15 protein-coding genes are annotated in these 19,573 nt (G+C 60.9%); 6 read left to right on the top strand and 9 right to left on the bottom strand.

The features are described from left to right. Nucleotides 1-139 precede the first annotated feature (139 nt). The 4 genes from folK to IPJ76_05720 all read right to left on the bottom strand — a co-directional run bounded on the left by folK (nucleotide 140) and on the right by IPJ76_05720 (nucleotide 7,234). Complete coding sequence (gene folK, locus IPJ76_05735) at nucleotides 140-604, bottom strand: 2-amino-4-hydroxy-6-hydroxymethyldihydropteridine diphosphokinase (GenBank protein QQR87728.1); 465 nt, start codon at nucleotides 602-604, stop codon at nucleotides 140-142. Nucleotides 605-640: 36 nt separating this feature from the next. Then, nucleotides 641-1,375 carry a hypothetical protein gene (locus IPJ76_05730; protein ID QQR87727.1) on the bottom strand — a complete coding sequence of 245 codons (735 nt, stop codon included), beginning with the start codon at nucleotides 1,373-1,375 and terminating at the stop codon, nucleotides 641-643. Nucleotides 1,376-1,842: 467 nt separating this feature from the next. Beyond that, complete coding sequence (locus IPJ76_05725) at nucleotides 1,843-2,787, bottom strand: hemagglutinin protein (protein QQR87726.1); 945 nt, start codon at nucleotides 2,785-2,787, stop codon at nucleotides 1,843-1,845. A gap of 16 nt (nucleotides 2,788-2,803) precedes the next feature. Further along, entirely contained in the window at nucleotides 2,804-7,234 is a 4,431-nt protein-coding gene (locus tag IPJ76_05720) for a tail fiber domain-containing protein (protein ID QQR87725.1), read from the bottom strand. A 174-nt stretch (nucleotides 7,235-7,408) separates the two neighbouring features. Between IPJ76_05720 and IPJ76_05715 the strand changes: the two genes are divergently transcribed. After that, nucleotides 7,409-8,359 (top strand): hypothetical protein, encoded by a 951-nt coding sequence (locus IPJ76_05715; protein ID QQR87724.1) that lies wholly within the window; start codon nucleotides 7,409-7,411, stop codon nucleotides 8,357-8,359. Nucleotides 8,360-8,407: 48 nt separating this feature from the next. Here the strand turns inward: IPJ76_05715 and hppD are convergent, their stop codons facing one another. The 4 genes from hppD to IPJ76_05695 form a co-directional block, all read right to left on the bottom strand. Then, nucleotides 8,408-9,553 (bottom strand): 4-hydroxyphenylpyruvate dioxygenase, encoded by a 1,146-nt coding sequence (gene hppD / locus IPJ76_05710; protein QQR87723.1) that lies wholly within the window; start codon nucleotides 9,551-9,553, stop codon nucleotides 8,408-8,410. Between the two features lie 39 nt (nucleotides 9,554-9,592). Beyond that, nucleotides 9,593-9,994 carry a hypothetical protein gene (locus tag IPJ76_05705; GenBank protein QQR87722.1) on the bottom strand — a complete coding sequence of 134 codons (402 nt, stop codon included), beginning with the start codon at nucleotides 9,992-9,994 and terminating at the stop codon, nucleotides 9,593-9,595. A 235-nt stretch (nucleotides 9,995-10,229) separates the two neighbouring features. Beyond that, nucleotides 10,230-11,387, bottom strand: a complete 1,158-nt coding sequence (locus IPJ76_05700) for a homogentisate 1,2-dioxygenase (protein ID QQR87721.1) — start codon at nucleotides 11,385-11,387, stop codon at nucleotides 10,230-10,232. Between the two features lie 29 nt (nucleotides 11,388-11,416). Further along, nucleotides 11,417-12,625, bottom strand: a complete 1,209-nt coding sequence (locus IPJ76_05695) for a rhodanese domain-containing protein (protein QQR87720.1) — start codon at nucleotides 12,623-12,625, stop codon at nucleotides 11,417-11,419. 73 nt (nucleotides 12,626-12,698) lie between these two features. Here IPJ76_05695 and IPJ76_05690 point away from each other — a divergent pair, with 73 nt between their 5' ends. Then, nucleotides 12,699-13,685, top strand: a complete 987-nt coding sequence (locus tag IPJ76_05690; protein QQR87719.1) for an NAD-dependent epimerase/dehydratase family protein — start codon at nucleotides 12,699-12,701, stop codon at nucleotides 13,683-13,685. A gap of 63 nt (nucleotides 13,686-13,748) precedes the next feature. Here IPJ76_05690 and IPJ76_05685 read toward each other — a convergent pair whose 3' ends face one another. Beyond that, a complete protein-coding gene (locus IPJ76_05685; protein ID QQR87718.1) occupies nucleotides 13,749-15,602 on the bottom strand; it encodes a hypothetical protein in 1,854 nt (617 codons plus the stop codon). Between the two features lie 179 nt (nucleotides 15,603-15,781). Between IPJ76_05685 and IPJ76_05680 the strand changes: the two genes are divergently transcribed. From IPJ76_05680 to IPJ76_05665, 4 genes are all read left to right on the top strand, one after another. Further along, entirely contained in the window at nucleotides 15,782-16,003 is a 222-nt protein-coding gene (locus tag IPJ76_05680) for a hypothetical protein (protein QQR87717.1), read from the top strand. A 41-nt stretch (nucleotides 16,004-16,044) separates the two neighbouring features. Further along, the gene (locus IPJ76_05675) at nucleotides 16,045-16,959 is read left to right on the top strand and encodes a toxin-antitoxin system YwqK family antitoxin (GenBank protein QQR87716.1); all 915 of its coding nucleotides are present in this window, start codon (nucleotides 16,045-16,047) and stop codon (nucleotides 16,957-16,959) included. A 72-nt stretch (nucleotides 16,960-17,031) separates the two neighbouring features. Further along, nucleotides 17,032-18,510, top strand: a complete 1,479-nt coding sequence (locus IPJ76_05670) for a cysteine--tRNA ligase (GenBank protein ID QQR87715.1) — start codon at nucleotides 17,032-17,034, stop codon at nucleotides 18,508-18,510. Further along, nucleotides 18,503-19,522 (top strand): M28 family peptidase, encoded by a 1,020-nt coding sequence (locus IPJ76_05665; protein ID QQR87714.1) that lies wholly within the window; start codon nucleotides 18,503-18,505, stop codon nucleotides 19,520-19,522. The genes IPJ76_05670 and IPJ76_05665 overlap by 8 nt, the downstream gene beginning before the upstream one ends. The last annotated feature ends 51 nt before the right edge of the window (nucleotides 19,523-19,573 follow it).

Below are 19,573 nucleotides of genomic sequence, written 5' to 3'. Positions count from 1 at the left end.
TCCCGGGCCTTCCCCATGCCTGCTCGGACCTCGCGTACTTGTCAACACGCCCGCGTTAGGGAGCAACAAGTGGCGAATGGCGGATAGTGAATTGCGAAAGGGGTGACAATGGCGATTGCCGCCATTCACCATTCGCTATTCACTTCTTCTCCACCTCATCACACATCGCCAACACCGTCTTCCGCGTGCGCTGATGCGCCCATAACGGCGCCACATCAGCGGCGGGCTCCAATGCAAAGGCGCGCTCGTGCATGCGCGGGTGCGGCACCTGCAAGCCGGGCTCATCCATGGTGCGGTCGTCGAACAACAGGATGTCGATGTCGATGGTGCGCGCGGTGTAGCGCTCGATGGCAATGCGTGTGCGGCCCAGGCGTTGCTCAATGGCGAGACAAGTCTCCATCAATGCGCGTGGCTCCAACTGCGTTTCCAGCAGCACGGCCTTGTTCAGGAAGAGGCGCTCGTCGCTGAAGCCCACAGGTAACGTCCAGTGGCCGCGGCTGGTGGCCCGCACCACACCGGCTTCAACGCCCAGCATGTGCACGGCTTCGGCCATGGTGGTTTCCACATCGCCGATGTTGCCGCCCAGGAGCAGGAGTGCTTGCATGCGGCGAAAATGCACGACGAACAGCAGAGCTCACCTTCACACGCCCACCTCTTCCACCCAATGCTGCTCCCCGGGGTGTTGTGGTGCGGGGCGCCGCTTGAAGAGCGCGGCCAAGAGCGCGAAGCAGAGGCCCAGCAACACGGGCACAGCGGCCAGCACCAGCCAGTAAGCCATGTGGCTGAGCCACAACTGCTGGTAAGCCTCGCCCACCAGACCGCACGCGGCGAGGCCCAGGCCCACGCGCCCCACCGCGCGCCCACCGCTGGCATCGAACCAAGCCAGCAAGCGTGTGGCCACGGTGCAGAGCACGCGCGCCAGCAGGTGCACGGAAACGAGTTGCAGGCAGGTGGCCATCACCAGCACCAGGCAGGCCAACCGCACCAGCTCCTCGCGGTGGCCGCTGAAGCGCAGGCCCAGCAGTCCCAACGCGCTCAGCACGGCCCACGAGATCAGCAGCGCGGAGACGCTCTTCACCATGATGATGAAGTAGAGCAGCTGGAACACGCCTGTTACCACCAGCAGGAAGTACGCGCCCAAACGCGCCTCCGGTGCGGCCTGGCCGCGCCTGAACCCGGACAGCCCGTGGTGCAGGGCGGTGTTGCCCAAACGCCGGCGGCTGGTGCGTATCCAACGCTCGGCGCGGCGCACCACCTGCGGCGCGCGTAGCTCCAGCAGCACGCACAGCAAGCCCACCAGCAACAGCGGGAAGGTGATGAACTGCACCGTAAGAGGGTGCGGCAGCCAATACCAATAGAAGTGACCGGGCGTCATCGGTGCGCCCAATGTACCAAGAGCAGGGCGTGTGCGGATCGTGGGGTATGAACAGGGCCAGGCCGCCGAGGGCCGCAGGCTCGCGATGCCCCAGTGGTGTCGTCTCCCTACAACCTCCCCCTGTTCTCCTGCTCCCGTTCGATCGCCTCGAACAGCGCCTTGAAGTTGCCCTTGCCGAAGCTCATTTCTTCTTAGGCGCCTTCTTGATGGAGTCCTTGAGGAGAGACTTTCTTGCCAACAGTCTCAGGTCCGAATTCGGATCGTTCGTCTGCTCATCGACCTCCTTCTTAGTGAGGCCTTTGACACTCCTGCGAGTGACGTGGATGCTCCGCGACATTGTGATCCCGAGAACTACAACGTCCCCCTGTTCTCCTGCTCCCGCCATCGCCTCGAACAGCGCCTATTTATCCTCCTTCGCGGATGCTCACGTGCTGAGGTACGACGCCAGCGGGCACTGAAAGGAATGCTCACGGCATCTGCCCCACCCGCACGTTCGTTGGCACGGTACCGCCGACGTTCACCAGGATGGGATCGCGGTCGTTGCCAGCGCCGGTGTACTTCACGCTGCCGTCCATGTTGACGTCAGAGGGTAGGTAGCCGCTGACCACGTTGGTAGGCACCGTGCCGCCTATGGCCACGAGGATCGGATCGCGGTCGTTGTTGGCGCCGGTGTACTTGATCACGCCATCGCCGTTCACATCCCCGCTCCACAGCAGATGCGTGGCACCCATCACGACTTGGGCCTCGGTCCCGTAGGTGGGCGTGCTGCCATCGGTGAAGTCCACGGAGACAGCGGTACCCGTGAGGGCGATGGGCGCAGCGCTCATCACCCCCAGATGGTTGCGGTGCAGCACGGCGATGGTATAGCTGTCCGAAGGAACACTGATGCTCACCGCCGAGAAGCCGTCCACGTCCACCACGTCGCCATCGGCCTGCAACAAGGCTGCGCGACTTTGCAGGATGCTGGTGTTGTCGTTCTTGTCGCGAAGTTCCAGCACCACCCAGTCGATGATGGCGTTGGTGCCGGGGAAGTCGATGATGGGTTGGGTGGTACTCTCATTGCCGCCGCCCACGAAGACATAGCCGAGCGCGGTGTACGGCTCCTGCGTCGGGATCAAGCTGTTCGCACGCAGGCCATCATCCATCAGGCCATTGCCGCTGTTGTAGGGCCCTTGTAGGAACGCGCGGATGTTCACCTTCAGCCGCACCGGATCGCCCTGGTGGAAGCCTAGTGTGAGGATGTTGCTACCGTTGTCCAGGGTGCTCACGGCCGTTTCGCCGATGGTCCAGCTCAAGGTTGTGGTACCCACGATTCCGGTGCCTCCGGCGGAACCGATCACTGAGGGGGAGATGGATTGCGCCGAAAGGAGCGGTGAAGCAATTAGGGCGAAGGAGAGGATCGTGGTTCTCATGGTCGTGGTACTCGGATCACCGTGAGGTTTGCGCGTCAAGCAGGCGTTGGACGTCGGCCAGCAACTGGCTGTTCGCCTTCAATTGCGCGCGCAAGTCGGCATCGCTGTTCCGCAGGCCCGCGTTCTCGGCCTGAAGCTCGTCCACCTTCACGCTCAACTCCTTCACCGCATTGATGAGCAGGAACACGTACGCCTGATTGTTCACTTCACGCAGATCGTGGATGTCACCATGCTCGGTGATGCTCACCATATAGGGCGCCAGTTCCTCCAGCTCCTGGGCGATGATGCCCACCTGTTCTCCTTCTACTTCAAAGGGCGCATCGGCATTGTAGGTGAACACCACGGGGCGCATGCGGTCAATGACCGAGAGGCCATCGGTGAACGCTCGCCGGACGGTCTTGACACGGGCATCGCTGAACACCCCCCAGCTGCCGGTGCTGTTGTTGGCCGTGCCGTTCACGGAAAGTTTGGCGGTGGGGCCGTCCGTTCCGATCCCTACAGAACCTGCAGCGGTTATGGCGATCCTCGAGTCGGTGAAGTTCGACCCCGTGTAGAAACGAAGATGATCGTTCGCGTAGGTGGCACCGATAATGGCCTGCTTGGCCGATCCATTCTCGCCGAAGACCAGTGCAACTTCATTGGGACTGTTCGGAAAAGTTCCATTCTGCGCCTCATTGTCCAGGAACAATCCTGTGCGCTGGAGTATGGTGGCCCCTGGTGATGCGCTTATGCTGGAGTGGAGCTTTGCGCTGGGCGCGTCCGTTCCGATCCCCAGATACCCGTTAGATGCCAATCGCATACGTTCAGGGGTGGTACCCGAGCCGGAATAGAACTTCAGTTCAGAGCCGATCAGGAGCATGGGTCGAAATTGGTTCCCTTCGTGCTTCGCCTCGATGCGCAGTCCTTCACTGGCGGAGAAGCGGAACTTGCCCCAATGGGAACTGGACAGGCTCAACCGGAACTCGCTGGAACTGGCATCGCGCACATCAAGAAGTGCCGAAGGCGCAGCGGTACCGATCCCCACCTTTCCATCCGCCTTGATCGTCATACGGTCCGAATTGTCGGTGAACAAGGGCAGGTCGAACGCGCCGAACGTACCAATGCCACCTGTGGATCCGCTGGTGGGATCGGGCGCGATCATGTCCAACGCGGACCCATCGTCCGTGTCCTGCAGCCGGATCCCGGCACTTGTTCCCGCGATATGAAGCTTGGCGATCGGCGTGCTGGACCCTATGCCCACGTTGCCGTTCTGCAGCAAGGTCATTTGCGCATTCCCATTGTTGGTGGCGAATTGGAGCGGGTGGTCGGTGTGGGTCTGCAGGAAAGCTCCATTCGCGTTGTCCACGTATGTTCCAACGGCGATCGTGCTGTCCAAGCTGCGATGGCCGAAGGCCTGGCCATTGGCCCTGAGGTCCAAGCCATGGGCAGGCGTTGCCGTGCCGATACCCAGAAAGCCATTGGTGTCCAAGGTCATTTGCAAAGACCCGGAAGTGAAGAAGGAGAGCGGATGTGCGCTCACGCTGCCCAGTTGCATCCGTTCAACTCCCGGAGTGGAACGCGCATCCAGCACACCTTTCACGGCATTGCTTTTCAGGGTGAGGCGGGCATGCTCTCCAGCATCGTCCACCAAGCCGATGTCCGTGCCGGCAAGCAGGGAGTTCGGGTCGCTTATGCCGATGCCGACCTTCTTGTCCAAGGTGTAGAGGGTGTCCGCGTTCAACTGCCAACCTTCCACCGCCACGAACGCACCGGTGCTGGGGTCGTATGTAAGCTGTTGTTGGGCGGTCGGGCAGAAGAGCTCGATCACCATCAGGTCGTCGGAACCATTGGCCACCACATAGGCGTGGTTACCTGAGACGGCTACGAAAGCGGGGCTCGATCCAGTCACCAAGCTACCAGCGAGTGCAGGGCTTGCCGGGCTACTGATGTCAATCACCTTCAAGTCATTCTGAATGCGATCCACCACGTAGGCATAACTGCCAGATATAGCTACGGAATTTGGTAGTGTCCCCATTGCGAGGCTGCCACTGAGCACAGGGTTTGTAGGAGTGCTGATGTCGATCACCTTAAGGTCGTTTGCATCAGTATCCACCACGTAGGCATAATTGCCAGAGACAGCCACGGAGACTGGGCTCATTCCGATCCCGAGGCTGCCACTTAGTACCGGGCTGGCAGGGCTGCTGATATCGATCACCTTCAGATCGAAGGAAGAATCGTCCACGACATAAGCGTAGCCACCAGAGATGGTCACGGATATTGGGTTCGGCCCGATCCCCACACTGCCACTGAGGACCGGACTCACAGGGTTACTGATGTCGATCACTTTCAGATCATCGGAAGAATAGTCCACGATATAGGCGTAGTTACCTGAGACGGTCACGGATCTTGGGGACGTTCCGACCACCAGGCTGCCACTGAGCACCGGACTTGCTGGGTTACTTATGTCGATCACCTTGAGATCATGGGAAACAATATCCACTATATACACATAATTACCAGAGACCGCTATGGATCTTGGGTTCGATCCTATCCCAAGGCTGCCACTGAGCGCCGGACTAGCAGGGTTGCTGATGTCTATGACCTTAAGATCGTCGGTAGTAATGTCCACCACATAGGCATAGCTACCGGAAACGGTCATGGAAGTCGGAACCGGTCCGACCCCCACGCTGCCAGCAATGCCCAGGCAGGACAGGTCGTCACTGAAGGCAGCTGGGACGTTCCCTGCACCGAGCAAGCCCGCCGCGCTCAACTCCTGCCAGCTCGCGTTCCCATCGGCATCGCTGGTCAGGATCCTCTTGTCGGCCTGGGAACCGTCCTGATACTTCAGTTTACCCGCCACATGCAGCGTGGTGTCCGGAGAAGCCGTGCCGATACCCACGCGCTTGGCACCATTATGTAAGGTATCCGCACTCACCTGCCAGCCTTCCACCGCCACGAACGCACCGGTCACCGGATCATAGGCCAATTGTTGCTGTGCGCTGGGGCAGGACAGTTCGATCACCTTCAGGTCGTCGGAACCCTGATCCACCACGTAGGCATGGTTACCCAAGACAGCCACGGATCGTGGGTCCGGTCCGATCAATAAGCTACTACTGAGCACGGGGCTTGTAGGGCTGCTGATGTCGATCACCTTCAGATCATCGGCATCACGGTCCACCACATAGGCATAGCTGCTGGAAACGACCAAGGAAAATGGTTCTGTTCCTATGCCAATGCTCCCAATGAGAGCTGGGCTTGCAGGACTGCTGACGTCGATCACCTTCAGATCGTCGGTACCAGAATCGATCACATAGGCGTAATTGCCGGAAACCGATACGGATACTGGGAACGTTCCGATCCCGAGGCTGCCAGTGAGCACCGGATCAGTCGGGCTGCTGACGTCGATCACTTTCAGGTCATCGGAACCAATGTCCACTACGTAGGCGTAATTTCCAGAGACGGCAACGAAGATCGGGTCCGATCCCACTCCGAGGCTGCCAGTCAGCACCGGGCTGGAAGGGCTACTGATATCGATCACCTTCAGATCGGAGGTTCCTTGGCCCACCACATAGGCGTAGTTGCCTGAGACGGCTACACATGCTGGAGCCGGCCCGACCCCGAGGCTGCCACTGAGCACCGGGCTGGCAGGACTGCTGATATCGATCACCTTCAGATCACCGGCGCCTTGGCCCACCACATAGGCGTAGTTGCCGGAGACAGCTACGGATACCGGGAGCGAACCGACCCCCAGGCTGCCACTGAGCACCGGGCTATCGGGGCTGCTGATATCGATCACCTGCAGACCACCGGAAGCAAAGTCCACCACATAGGCGTGATCACCGGCGACCGCTACGGACCCTGGCCATGTACCTATTCCCAGGCTGCCGGCAATGCCGAAGCAGGACAGGTCGTCACTGATGGCTGGCGGGACGTTCCCTGCACCGAGCAAGCTTTCACCACTCAACTCCTGCCAGCTCGCGTTCCCATCGGCATCGCTGGTCAGGATCTTCTTGTCGCCCTGGGTGCCGTCCTTCAACTGGAAGCTGCCTTCCACATCCAGGTCTCGGCTGGGGGCGCTGGTACCGATACCCACCCGCCGGCCATTGCTATGCACGGTATCGCCGCTCAGCACCCAGTCCCCATCATCGGCCATGTCGGCGGTCTTGGCGTGCAAGGCATAGGGTACGCTGAGCAATTGCTGCGTACCTACGCTGGTATAGCTGCTGCCGCCCGCAGGGTCCATCCCCACCTCCAGGAAGTAGGGGCCGGCGCTCCAGTCGATGGCCGCGAAGGTGCCCGTGCCCGGAGTGCCATTGCCCACTTCCAGCGAGAAGAGGCCCAGGTCGTTGGTGGTGGGGCTGTGCGTCTCGGAATACACCACGGTGCCCACGGCCGTGCCCTGGTGTAGCTGGAATTGCACCCCGATCGTGGTGTTCGCCAAGGCATCACCGCCGGCATCGCGGGCCACGCCTTGGTAGTTGAAGGCTTCCGGCGTTTGGGCCAGCAGGCTGGTGGAGCAGCAGCCGGTGCCTATGGGCGTTTCCCATTTCTGGTTTCCACTTTCATCTGTCTCCCCCGGCTTGTACCATGTACATTTAAGCAGTGGTAGCCGGTGGCTTGCGGGAGGCAAACTTGTGATCGAATGACCATGGAAGCAACGCACATAAGTTTGCTGGCATACACTGCCATATTACCACTGCTGAGTATCGGCCAGGGTCATCAGCTTTTGCTGCGTCCAGAAGCGAGCTGGGACGTTGCAGTGTACGAATCTCCGACAATCTGTGGCTGGGTCTCAGCAAGGAATTGGTTCATTGATGGCGATACGGTCATCAACGGGGCGACATATGCCCGGTTCGGTTACCGGACCATTGCGGATATCGATGGCCCTCCCTTCTGCCCACCAGGCTACTACGTGATACCCGCGACCACGATCACCAACCTCTGTCTGCGCGAGGATACGGTTGCCAGCCTGGTGTTTCAGTACGACCATGTCCTCCAATCGGACCGCCTTTTGTACGACTACAACCTGGAGCTCGGCGATACCATCCACGACTACTTTGACTTCGGTCTGCTCGGCTGGCCACCCACACCTACGATAATTGTTTCTTTGGACAGTGTGCAACTCAACGATGGAGTTTTCCATCGGCGGTGGGGTTTGTCCACGACGCTATGGGGGGAGGTCCTGCACGACTTCATTGAAGGCGTGGGAAGTACGACCGGCATCACACATGAGCTACCGCAGTACTACGGGGATGGCGCCCATTTATGGTGCTACAAACGCAACGAAGTGGACGTGCTCTGGTCTGTGCATTATTGTCCCTTGCCAGGGGCATTGGGTGTTGACGATGGAGTTGAAGCAGCAAGCGGGATGAGGCCTGCCCTCCATGTGGCACCGGATGGCGGTTTCAGCTTGATCGCGGACACACCAATGCATGTGACGATCCATGCGATGGATGGAAGAATGGTCCTGAGGCAAAGGCTTGTGCCAGGGCTTCAATATGCCACCGGTACCATCCCGCCTGGTGTGTTCACCTATACGCTCAGCGGTTCAGGCGGGCAGTTCGGAACAGGACGCTTCGTGCTAATGAAATGACGAAGGGCGCCCACTGGACGCCCCTCGCATGTGTGATCTCAGGGTCACCTACAGCGTCCCTCTATTCTCCTGCTCCCGCTCGATCGCCTCGAACAACGCCTTGAAGTTGCCCTTGCCGAAGCTCTTGGCGCCCTTGCGCTGGATGATCTCGAAGAACATCGTGGGACGGTCCAGCACCGGCTTGGTGAAGAGCCGCAGCAGGTAGCCCTCGTCGTCCCGGTCCACCAGCACGCCGTGCTGCTTCAGCACCGCCAGGTCCTCGTCGATCTCGCCCACGCGGTCCATCACGGTGTCGTAGTAGCTGGGCGGCACGTAGAGGAACTCCACGCCGCGGTCCTTCAGCGCGCTCACCGTCTCGATGATGTTGTTGGTGGCCACGGCGATGTGCTGCACACCGGCGCCGTGGTAGAAGTCGATGTACTCCTCGATCTGGCTCTTTTTCTTGCCTTCGGCCGGCTCGTTGATCGGGAACTTGATGCGGCCGTTGCCGTTGCTCATCACCTTGCTCATCAGCGCGGTGTACTCGGTGCTGATGTCCTTGTCGTCGAAGCTCACCAACTGCGCGAAGCCCATCACGCGGGCGTAGAAGTCCACCCAGGTGTTCATCTCGCCCCAGCCCACGTTGCCCACCATGTGGTCGATGAACTTGAGGCCAACAGGCGTGGGATTGTAGTGGCTCTTCCAGGCCTTGTAGCCGGGCATGAAGGGGCCTTTGTACTCGTTGCGCTCCACGAAGATGTGCACCGTTTCTCCGTAGGTGTGGATGCCGCTCTTCACCACGTAGCCGTGCTCATCCTCCTCGCGCACCGGCTCCATGAAGCTCTTCGCGCCGCGTTTGGTGGTCTCCTCCCAGGCCTTGCGCGCATCGGGCACCCACAGGGCGATCACCTTCACGCCATCACCATGCTTGCGCAGGTGCTCGTTGATCGGGCTGTCCGGTGTCATCGGCGTGGTGAGCACCAAGCGGATCTTGTCCTGCACCAGCACATAGCTCGTGCGGTCCTTCACGCCGGTCTCCAGGCCCGCATAGGCCAGGCTCTGGAAGCCCCAGGCGGTCTTGTAGTAGTGCGCGCTCTGCTTCGCATTGCCCACGTAGAGCTCCACGTAGTCGGTGCCCCAGAGGGGAAGGAAGTCCTCGGCATCCTTCATGATCTTCTCCAGGCCGTAGTCGACGTCTTTCAGTCCGCTTGCCATTGGTCGTTCGATGTGTCGATCGGATGATCGGGTTCTTGTTCAGTTACTTGCGGTCGGGCATTCGGGACAGGGCCGTCTACGCTGCACCATGTAGAATTGGATCTCCTGCTGCATGCGCGCCTCCATCTCCGCGGTCACGACCGTCGAGCCGGGAGGGCGCTGGTACCTGTCGATGACCACGATCTCGCAGGCATGTGCACGGCGAGCCTGTTTTTGAAGACGGTTGCGCTCCCGCTCGGTGAGGTCATTGAACGAACGGCGGGTCGTCGTCTTCTTCATGGTGGCGATCCGCACCGGATACCCGCTCAGGACCTGGTTTTCCGCGTTGTACACGAAGGTGACCTGATCCGCCGGGACACGGCAAGGGATGGATACGAACAACTCCGTCTTGTCTTGGGCAGAAGAGGCCAAGGCCACCAAGGTCGAAAGTGCAATGAGCAAGTTCCTCATGGGTTGCTGGTTTTGGTCCGTGCTTCAAAGTTCGGACATTTTGCGGGGCGGTGGATGAGGAAGGTCATTGGGGCGTGTCCCTCGCAAATGCCTCGGGTCGGGCTTTCCGCTCATACTCTAGACTTGCCCGCCTCGAAGATCTCCATCTTCGAGGCGGGCAAGTCTAGAGTATGAGCGGAGAGCGCGACGGTGAGTCTTCGAGCCGACACGTCCAACGCATCCACACTCACTCCACCCAGCTGTTCCAGTACTTCCCGTCATCGATCTTCAAGCACTCCTCGGTCACCATCAGGGGCTTGAAGGTGTCCACCATCACGGCGAGCTCGTCGGTCACTTTCTTGCCGATGCTGCGCTCCATGGCGCCGGGGTGCGGACCGTGCGGGATGCCGGCGGGGTGCAAACTGATGTGGCCCGGGCCGATGTCGTTGCGGCTCATGAAGTCGCCGTCCACGTAGTACAGCACCTCGTCGCTGTCGATGTTGCTGTGGTTGTACGGCGCGGGGATGGCCTGCGGGTGGTAGTCGTAGAGGCGCGGGCAGAAGCTGCACACCACGAAGGCGTCGGTCTCGAAGGTCTGGTGTACGGGCGGCGGCTGGTGGACGCGGCCGGTGATGGGCTCGAAGTCGTGGATGCTGAAGGCGTAGGGGTAGTTGTAGCCGTCCCAGCCCACCACGTCGAAGGGGTGGCTGGCGTACACCAGCTCGTGCAGCATGTTCTGCTTCTTCACCTTGATCACGAAGTCGCCCTTCTCATCGTGCGTCTCCAGTTTCTTCGGGCGACGGATGTCGCGCTCGCAGAACGGCGAGTGCTCCAGCAGCTGGCCGAAGTAGTTGCGGTAGCGCTTGGGTGTGTACATGGGGCGGTGGCTCTCCACGATGAACAGGCGGTTGTCGCTGTCGGTGAACTCCATGGTGTAGATCATCCCGCGGGGGATCATCAGGTAGTCGCCGTACTTGAAGTCGATGTTGCCCAGGAAGGTGCGCAGGGTGCCGCTGCCCTTGTGCACGAAGATCATCTCATCGCAGTCGGCGTTCTTGTAGAAGTAGTCCACGCTCTTGGCCTGCGGCGCGGCGAGCACGATGGCGCAGTCGCTGTTCACCAGCATGGTCTTGCGTGCGGCCAGGTGGTCCTTCTCGGGCTTGGTCTTGAAGCCGTGCAGCCGCAGCGAGCGCATGTTCTTCTCGATGGCGATCTTCGGCGTGACGTCCTTGGGCTTGCGCAGCTCCTTCACCATGGTGGGGCGGTGCACGTGGTAGCTCAGGGTGCTCATGCCATCGAAGCCGATGGTGCCGAAGAGCTGCTCGTAGAAGTAGCGGTCCTTCCCGTTCTTGAACACGGTGTGCCGCTTGTGCGGGATCTTGCCGAGGGAGTGGTAGATGGGCATGGGGTCCAACAGGCGTCCCGCCTGTTGCGCTATTGGTGAGGACGCGAAAATTCGCGCCCGTACAGGTGTTCCGATATGAGCTTCGTCAATTCAGGATGAAGTGTACCCTCGGTGCACAGCCGTGTTTCCTCTTGCTGTATGTGGGCTTGCCACGCCACGCCGTCGCCAATGGCTTTCTGCCATGTACTGCGCGTCACCCGCCCTTTGCGCCATTCACGCTGCACGGCTTGGGGCAGGTCGTGTATCTCGCGGCAGCTGGGCGAGCAGCAATCGTGGTACTTGGTGGCGCAGGCCTCGCACTGCACCAGCATTACGTTGCAGCTGGCCTCCATGCAGTTGGCGATGCGGTCGCTCGGTTGGCCGCACTGCATGCAGCGGCCCACCACTTCATTCGTGATGCGCTCCGCCAGCCGCTCGTCGAACACGAAGTTCTGGCCTTTGTACTTGCTGGGCAGGCCCTGCGCTTTGATCTGCCGCGCATAGTCGATGATGCCGCCGTGCAACTGTCCCACCCTGGTGAAGCCCTGGTGTTTCAGGTAGGCACTGGCCTTTTCGCAGCGGATGCCGCCCGTGCAGTAAAGCAATACCTCGTGCTCGACGGCGTGTCGACCCGGTGGGTCGACGGTACGGGTGCCCTGATCCGATGCTTGCGGTTCCCTTGAGCGGAGCATATCCACCACCTCATCGATCGCGCCACGGAAATTGTCCGCCTTGGGCAAGTACGCCCCCTCGAAGTGGCCGATCGCGCACTCGTAGTTGTTGCGCATGTCGATGACCACCGCGCCCTCGGCCATCTTCCGGTTGAAGGTGGCGGCGTCGAGATGGGCACCCACGTTGGTCACGTCGAAGTCGTCATCGGCCAGGCCGTCCGCCACGATCTTCTTCTTCACCTTGATGGCCAGCTTCAGGAAGCTCTTGCCGTCATCTTCCACAGCGATCTTCCAAGGGACTCCGGCGAATTCCGGACGCACGTCAAGGGCCTTGCGGAAGTCCTGGAGCCGGTGCGAGGGAACGCTTACTTGCGCGTTGATCCCCTCGGGCGCCAAGTAGATGCGGCCGAGCACACCCAGGCGTTCCCATTCCATGTAGAGGTGGTGCCGGAGCGCCTCCACTTCGCGGAGCCGCACGTACCGGTAGAACGACAGCGTGGTGCGCGGGGCGGTCTCGCTCTCCAGCCGCTTCCGAAGCAGTTCGGGTGCCAGCAGGTTGCGCAGGTGATGGGTGTCCGGGCCGTCCATTCGCTGCGAAAGTAGGGCAGGGCCGATGCTGGCCTGAGGCCCCGTTTAGCTTTGGCCGCACCAACTTCCAGCGATGAAGAAGATCCTCGTCATCGGCTCCAGCGGCCAGATCGGTACCGAACTCGTGGAGGGCCTGCGCGCCCGTTTCGGCACGGACAACGTGGTGGCCAGCGACATCAAAGAGCCGCAAGTGTCCCCATCCCGCGACGGCGGGGCCAAGCAGGCCGGCCCGTTCGCCATGGTGGATGCCATGGACCGCCGCGGGATCGAGCGCGTCATCGACAAGCACGGGATCACGGAAGTCTATCTGCTCGCCGCTCTGCTGAGCGCCACGGCCGAGAAGGACCCGGCCTTTGCATGGAAGCTCAACATGGAGAGCCTGTTCATTGTGCTGGAACTGGCGCGCGAAGGCAAGATCAAGAAGGTCTATTGGCCCAGCAGCATCGCCGTGTTCGGGCCCACCACCCCCAAAGACGCCACGCCCCAGCACACCATTGCGGAGCCGAGCACGGTGTACGGCATCAGCAAGCAGGCCGGTGAACAGTGGTGCGCGTATTACCACAGGCGATACGGTGTTGATGTCCGCAGCATCCGCTATCCCGGCCTCATCGGTTGGAAGAGCGCACCCGGCGGGGGCACCACGGACTATGCCGTGCACATCTTCCACGAGGCCATCAAGACCGGTGCGTACACCAGCTTCCTCGGGCCGGAAACCACCCTGCCGATGATGTACATGCCCGATGCCATCCGCGCCACCATCGACCTGATGGAAGCCCCGCCCGAAAAGGTGAAGATCCGCAGCGGGTACAACCTGGCCGGGTTCAGCTTCAGCCCGAAGCAGATCGCGGAGGAAGTCGCACGGCACATCCCAGGGTTCAAGATGAGCTATGCCCCGGACCACCGCCAGGCCATTGCGGACAGCTGGCCGCGCAGCATCGATGACAGCGCCGCACGCGCGGATTGGGGTTGGAAACCGCAGTTCGACCTCCGCGCCATGGTGGATGAGATGATGGAACATCTGAAGCCCATGTTGCGGGTGGATGCTTCCACCAGTGCCTGAAGGGCGTGTCCCACATTCCCGCGGGGCAGATGCACAGTGATCACTGGCACTGAGGTCGCTTTTCTATTCCTTGCGCTCGAACGGCTCGATTCGCGCATCATCGATCCATACAGGGAGCGTGTCGCGCAACCAGAGGTAGCCGTACAGTAGGTCATCGCCGTTGCGGACCGCAGGGGTAAGGAACCACATGGACACCTCGTTCCACTGACCCGGGACCAGTTCTTCCGGTGCAATGGGTCTCACCCGGTCCCCATACTTCTGTGCACGATGTTCCATGCAAACCGCCAAGGCGCAATCGACGGGCGGACTGCCCGGTGGAACGTATACGTGCAAGGTGAACCGCACCCATAGATGGTCCCTTGAGGTGAGGTCGGAGTATGTCATTGCGACGCTCGGCGACCAGCCGACCTTCGGATCGATGAACAACGAACGAGCGCCGCCGTGTTTGACCGTATCCGTGAGCTGGTCAGCCGGAATGTTGCCTTCAGGTGCGTCATAGTTCTTGACCACGACCGGCAGGGCGATGTAGCGCGACAGGTCCGGCGGATCCATGCTGCCATCATAGGCGCGCTGCACCAGCAGTGCCTCCTCCAGCCCAGGAGGCTTCTCCCGTTCTCCGAAGACCATCGTATACGCCTTCCGGGTCATTCGGGAGGAGTGCAGAATGCCCTCCGAGCACTGCCAGGTCTGGAACAGGTTGAGCACCACGAACGCCCCGAAACCGACCAACGCCGCACACTTGATCTCCATACGCGCGACCAGCGATCTGGACACGAAGGCGCATAGGGGCATCAACAGGAACGCGTATGATTCCAGCATAGCCCGGTGCCCGAAGCTGTCTGCATACCACCAGCATGACCAACTGGACACGATGTACAGATGTACCAAACAGAAGACCACAATGGCGCGAAATCCGCGTGCCGCATGCCCCCGGAGCAGTGCAAAACCCAGGAGAGCGCAGACCATGAGGGGAGTGTACAGCAGCCACCCCTTGCGGAAACTGAACAACACCTGGCCAATGTGCGGGCTCCCGAGATCGAAACCCTCCCCTGGATTCCTGTAGCCCATGTAGAAGAAGCCGCCGGTGACCTTCTTCCAATAGAGCAGCTGCGGCAGGCAGACGACGCCGATCACCACGCAGGCAATCAGAAGTCGCAGTGGATGCTTGCGTAGGAGTTCGATCACCATCGGGACTTTGTCGGTGCTCCACCCCCAGAACAGCGGGATCACCACGACCACGATGGCGGTTGGCCGGACCAGAGCGGACAGACCGATGAGCAGTGCGATCACAATAAGATGGCGTGTCCGCCCGTCGCGCTCCCACCGTATCGTGTAATGAAGTATGCCGGCGAAAAGTGTGAACAGGAATATGTGCGGCATCATCATGTGGAAAACCGACTGGTCGAACACGTTGGTGCCCAGAACCAGCAGGCAGATCGTCAGTGCGATCGACCGGTCGTTGAAGAAATTCAAGAGCGCTAAGCGGGACCAGATCAGCCCGAGGAGGAGGTAGCTCCAGGTGGCGAACAACATCGCAATCTCGTAAGGCCTGGAAAAACCGTCGGCGGGGTACCCCGTGAACTGTGCCATCAGATGACCCAAGGCGAAGAAGGGAGCCCATAGGATCGCCAGACCCATCGAGTACTTTATGGCATGGCCACCATCCTCGACGGCGTTGATCTGATAAACCGTGCCAGATGGCTCGTAGGTCCGGAACACATCTTCGAACCACGACATGTCCATCAGTGCGATGTCATGGTGCAGAAGACCCGCAGGTAGGTACAGATAGTAGCCGAACGCGTCCCACGAGATGATATCCTGCCATGGCTGTGCCTTGAGGCAGGTCCAGGTCACTACGATCGTCATCACGGCCACAATGGCCAAGCGCGAGAATGGAGCATTCCTGGTCGTGAGCATTTCCACCGTATGGTGCAGAAGCGTCCGAACTTAGCTTGCCTGAAGAAGTGTCCTGTTTTGGAGATCGTCGCTCCGGGATTTGCATCCCCGGTGACATTGCCTGTGGCGCGGCCAGTCGGACAAGCAAAGCAGGGGTGGCGAGCTGGGCCGCAGCGAGGCTTCCGATGAACATCCAGCACATGGGCAACGCTCCCATCGCGGAGGAAGTCGCACGGCACATCCCAGGGTTCAAGATGAGCTATGCCCCGGACCACCGCCAGGCCATCGCCGATAGGGGGCCGCGCAGCATCGATGACAGCGCTGCACGCGCGGATTGGGGTTGGAAACCGCAGTTCGACCTCCGCGCCATGGTGGACGAGATGACGAAGCACCTGAAGCCCATGCTGTCCGGTAACCCCTGAGGCCGGCCTTCCGTATCGACGGGCGTTTTTCCGCCCGACAGATGCGCTCCCCGCTCCTCCGTACGCTCACACTGGTTGCCCAGTGCGCCCTGCCCGTCATGGCCTTCGCCGGTGACGGGGTCATGTTCCACCAGACCCAGGAAGACACCCTGAACCGGGTGGATGCCGAAGGCCGCAAACAGGGCCATTGGCGCATCACCGCCCCCATACCCTCCAAGCCCGGCTATGCCGACGGTGCTTTGATAGAGGAAGGCCGCTACACCAGCAACAAACGCACGGGCACCTGGCACCGCTATTGGCCCAGTGGTAAGCTCATGAGCGAGATCACGTACGACATGGGCCGTCCGCGCGGCGAGTACAAAGTGTGGTACGAGAACGGCCAGTTGGAGGAAGAAGGCAACTGGGACCTTGACCGCAACACCGGCAACTTCAGGCGCTGGCACCCCAACGGTGAGCCTCAGCAGGATTTCGTCTTCAACGATTACGGGGTGCGCGACGGCGTGCAGAAGTACTACCACGAGAACGGCCAACTGGCCGTGGAAGTGAACATCAACGAAGGCAAGGAGGACGGCACCCTGAAGCGTTATTACGCCAACGGTGACCTGCACCAAACGGCCACGTTCAACAACGGCGTGGTCAACGCCGGGAACAACAAGTTCCTGCGCCCTGTAAGCAAGCCCGCCACCGACCTGCCCAAGGAGGAACCGACCAAGGCTGCACCGGCAGTCAGTGCCAGCGAGGCCGTGAATCCGGCCGACCGCTTCAATGAGAACGGCTTCAATACCCTGTACGACCAGCACAAGCGCATCACCCAGGTGGGCGAGTTCCGCAACGGCCAGTTGTGGAACGGCAAGCGCTACCGCTACGCGAAGAGCGGCGAGCTGCAGCGCATCGAGGTGTACGAGGGTGGCCGGTACATCGGCGATACGCCCCTCACCGCCGAGGACAAGCAATGACTTAACGGCCCGGCTGCTGGGGCGCTTCTACATTCGCGCTGCCTTTGCGAGCCCGGTCTCCAAGGCACAGCCATGGCAGACAAGGACCGTTCGCAATTCGTCATCTCGAACACGCTCACGCGCAAGAAAGAGCTGTTCACGCCGCACAACCCTGGGCACGTAGGCCTCTATGTATGCGGTCCCACCGTGTACAGCGATGTGCACCTCGGCAACGTGCGCACCTTCCTCACGTTCGACATCCTGTTCCGCTGGCTCAAGCACATCGGTTACTCCGTGCGCTACGTGCGCAACATCACCGATGTGGGCCACTTGGTGGACGATGTGGATGCCGGTGAGGACAAGATCGCCAAGCGCGCGCGGCTCGAACGGTTGGAGCCGATGGAGATCGTGCAGAAGTACACGAACGGGTTCCACGACGTGATGCGGCTGTTCAACATCCAGTCGCCCAGCATCGAGCCCACCGCCACCGGTCACTTGATCGAGCAGATCGGCATGGTGGAACGCATCGTGGCCAACGGCTACGCGTACGAGGTGAACGGCAGCGTGTACTTCGACGTGGAGAAGTTCGCGAAGGCGCACGCTTACGGCGAACTGAGCGGACGGAAGATCGACGAGCTGATCACGAACACGCGCGATACCGAGGGCCAGGACGAAAAACGGAACCCGCTCGATTTCGCCATTTGGAAGAAGGCCGAGCCGAACCACCTGATGCATTGGCCGAGCCCCTGGGGCCAAGGCTTCCCCGGTTGGCACCTGGAATGCAGCGCCATGAGCACCAAGTACCTGGGCCGCACGTTCGACATCCACGGCGGTGGCATGGACCTGAAGTTCCCGCACCACGAGTGCGAGATCGCACAGAGCGTGGCTGCCGATGGGCAAGCGCCCGTGCGCTACTGGATGCACGGCAACATGCTCACCGTCAACGGCCGGAAGATGGCCAAGAGCGAGGGCAACGGATTCACGCCGGAAGAGCTCATCACCGGCAACCACAAATTGCTGGAGCGTGGCTACTCGCCCATGACGGTGCGCTTCTTCATGCTGCAAACGCACTACGCCAGCACCCTCGATTTCAGCAACGCGGCCATGCAGGCCTCGGAGAAGGGACTGGAGAAGTTGCGCGCGGCCGTTGCAGTCCTGGACAAGGTGAAGCCCGGTGCGACGGACGACCTGGACGTGACGGCGTTGGAAGACGCGTGCTACGCTGCGATGAACGACGACCTGAACACGCCGGTGATGATCGCGCAGTTGTTCGACGGCGTGCGCACCATCAACTCGGCCAACGATGGCAAGGCACAGCTGACGGCCGCAAGCATCGAACGTTTGAAGGTCCTCTACCGCACCATGATGCAGGACGTGCTGGGCATCCGCGATGAAGAGGTGAAGAAGGACGACGGCCTGAGCAACGAACTGATGAACGTGCTGCTGGCCATGCGCGCCGATGCCAAGGCCAACAAGGACTTCGCCACCAGTGACCGCATCCGCGACACGCTGGCCGCGATCGGCATCACCATCAAGGACACGAAAGAAGGAACCACCTGGAGCCATGCGTAACCGGATCATCGCCCTCGGGTTTCTGGCGTTGCTTGTTGCACTGGTGCTCCTTCGCTCCTGCGCACCGGACAATGGTGGCACCGTGCCGACGCAGCCCACCACCAAAGTGGAGCAGCCCGTTCTGCCGCCCACGCCGCAGTTCCAGGCCGACAGTGCCTTTGCCTATGTGAAGCGCCAGGTGGATTTCGGTCCGCGGGTTCCGGGCACGAAGCAGCATCAGGCGTGCGGTGATTGGATGGTGGCTTTCCTGCGCCAGTATGCCGACACGGTCATTGAGCAGCAGGGGAAAGTCACGGTGTTCAACAAGCAGCAGATGCCGTTGCGCAACATCATCGCCAGTTGGAAACCGGAGCTGAAGCACCGTGTGCTGCTCATGGCGCATTGGGACACGCGGCCCTTTGCCGACAAGGACGATGAGCGCATGAGCGAACCGATCCTCGGAGCGAACGATGGTGGAAGTGGTGTGGGCATCCTGCTGGAGATCGCGCGCCACCTGAAGGCGCACCCGTCGGAGATCGGTGTGGATCTCTTCTTCACCGATGTGGAGGACTACGGCGAACCGGGGGGCTCCATGACGGAGTCGGGCAATAGCACGGACACGTGGGCGCTCGGTGCGCAATACTGGGCGAAGAACCCGCACGTGAAGGATTACACGGCGCGCTTCGGCATCCTGCTCGACATGTGCGGTGCGCGCGATGCCCGGTTCCCCAAGGAGGCCTTCAGCATGAAGTTCGCTCCGCAGATCGTCAATCGTGTGTGGGGCACCGCCGCCCAGCTCGGCTACGGCGACCGCTTCCTGGATGAAACGAAGTACTACGTGGGCATCGACGACCACGTGCCGGTGAACGAGCGTTTGCGCATCCCCACCATCGACATCATCGAGCACAATACTGCAAACAACGGCTTTCACCCCAGCTGGCACACCCACGACGACAACATGGACGTCATTGATCCCACAACGCTGAAGGCCGTGGGCCAGACGGTGCTGGAGGTGGTGTGGAAGGAGCGGTGAGGGACGGCTCCGCTGCCATTTGGTTGTTCGATCGAAGTTGCGCACCTTCGT

The sequence above is a fragment of the Flavobacteriales bacterium genome, from assembly GCA_016699575.1.
In the GTDB taxonomy this organism is placed as follows: domain Bacteria; phylum Bacteroidota; class Bacteroidia; order Flavobacteriales_F; family PHOS-HE28; genus PHOS-HE28.
Note: the sequence above shows the minus strand (reverse complement) of the source record. Positions and strands in the feature narration are given on the sequence as shown.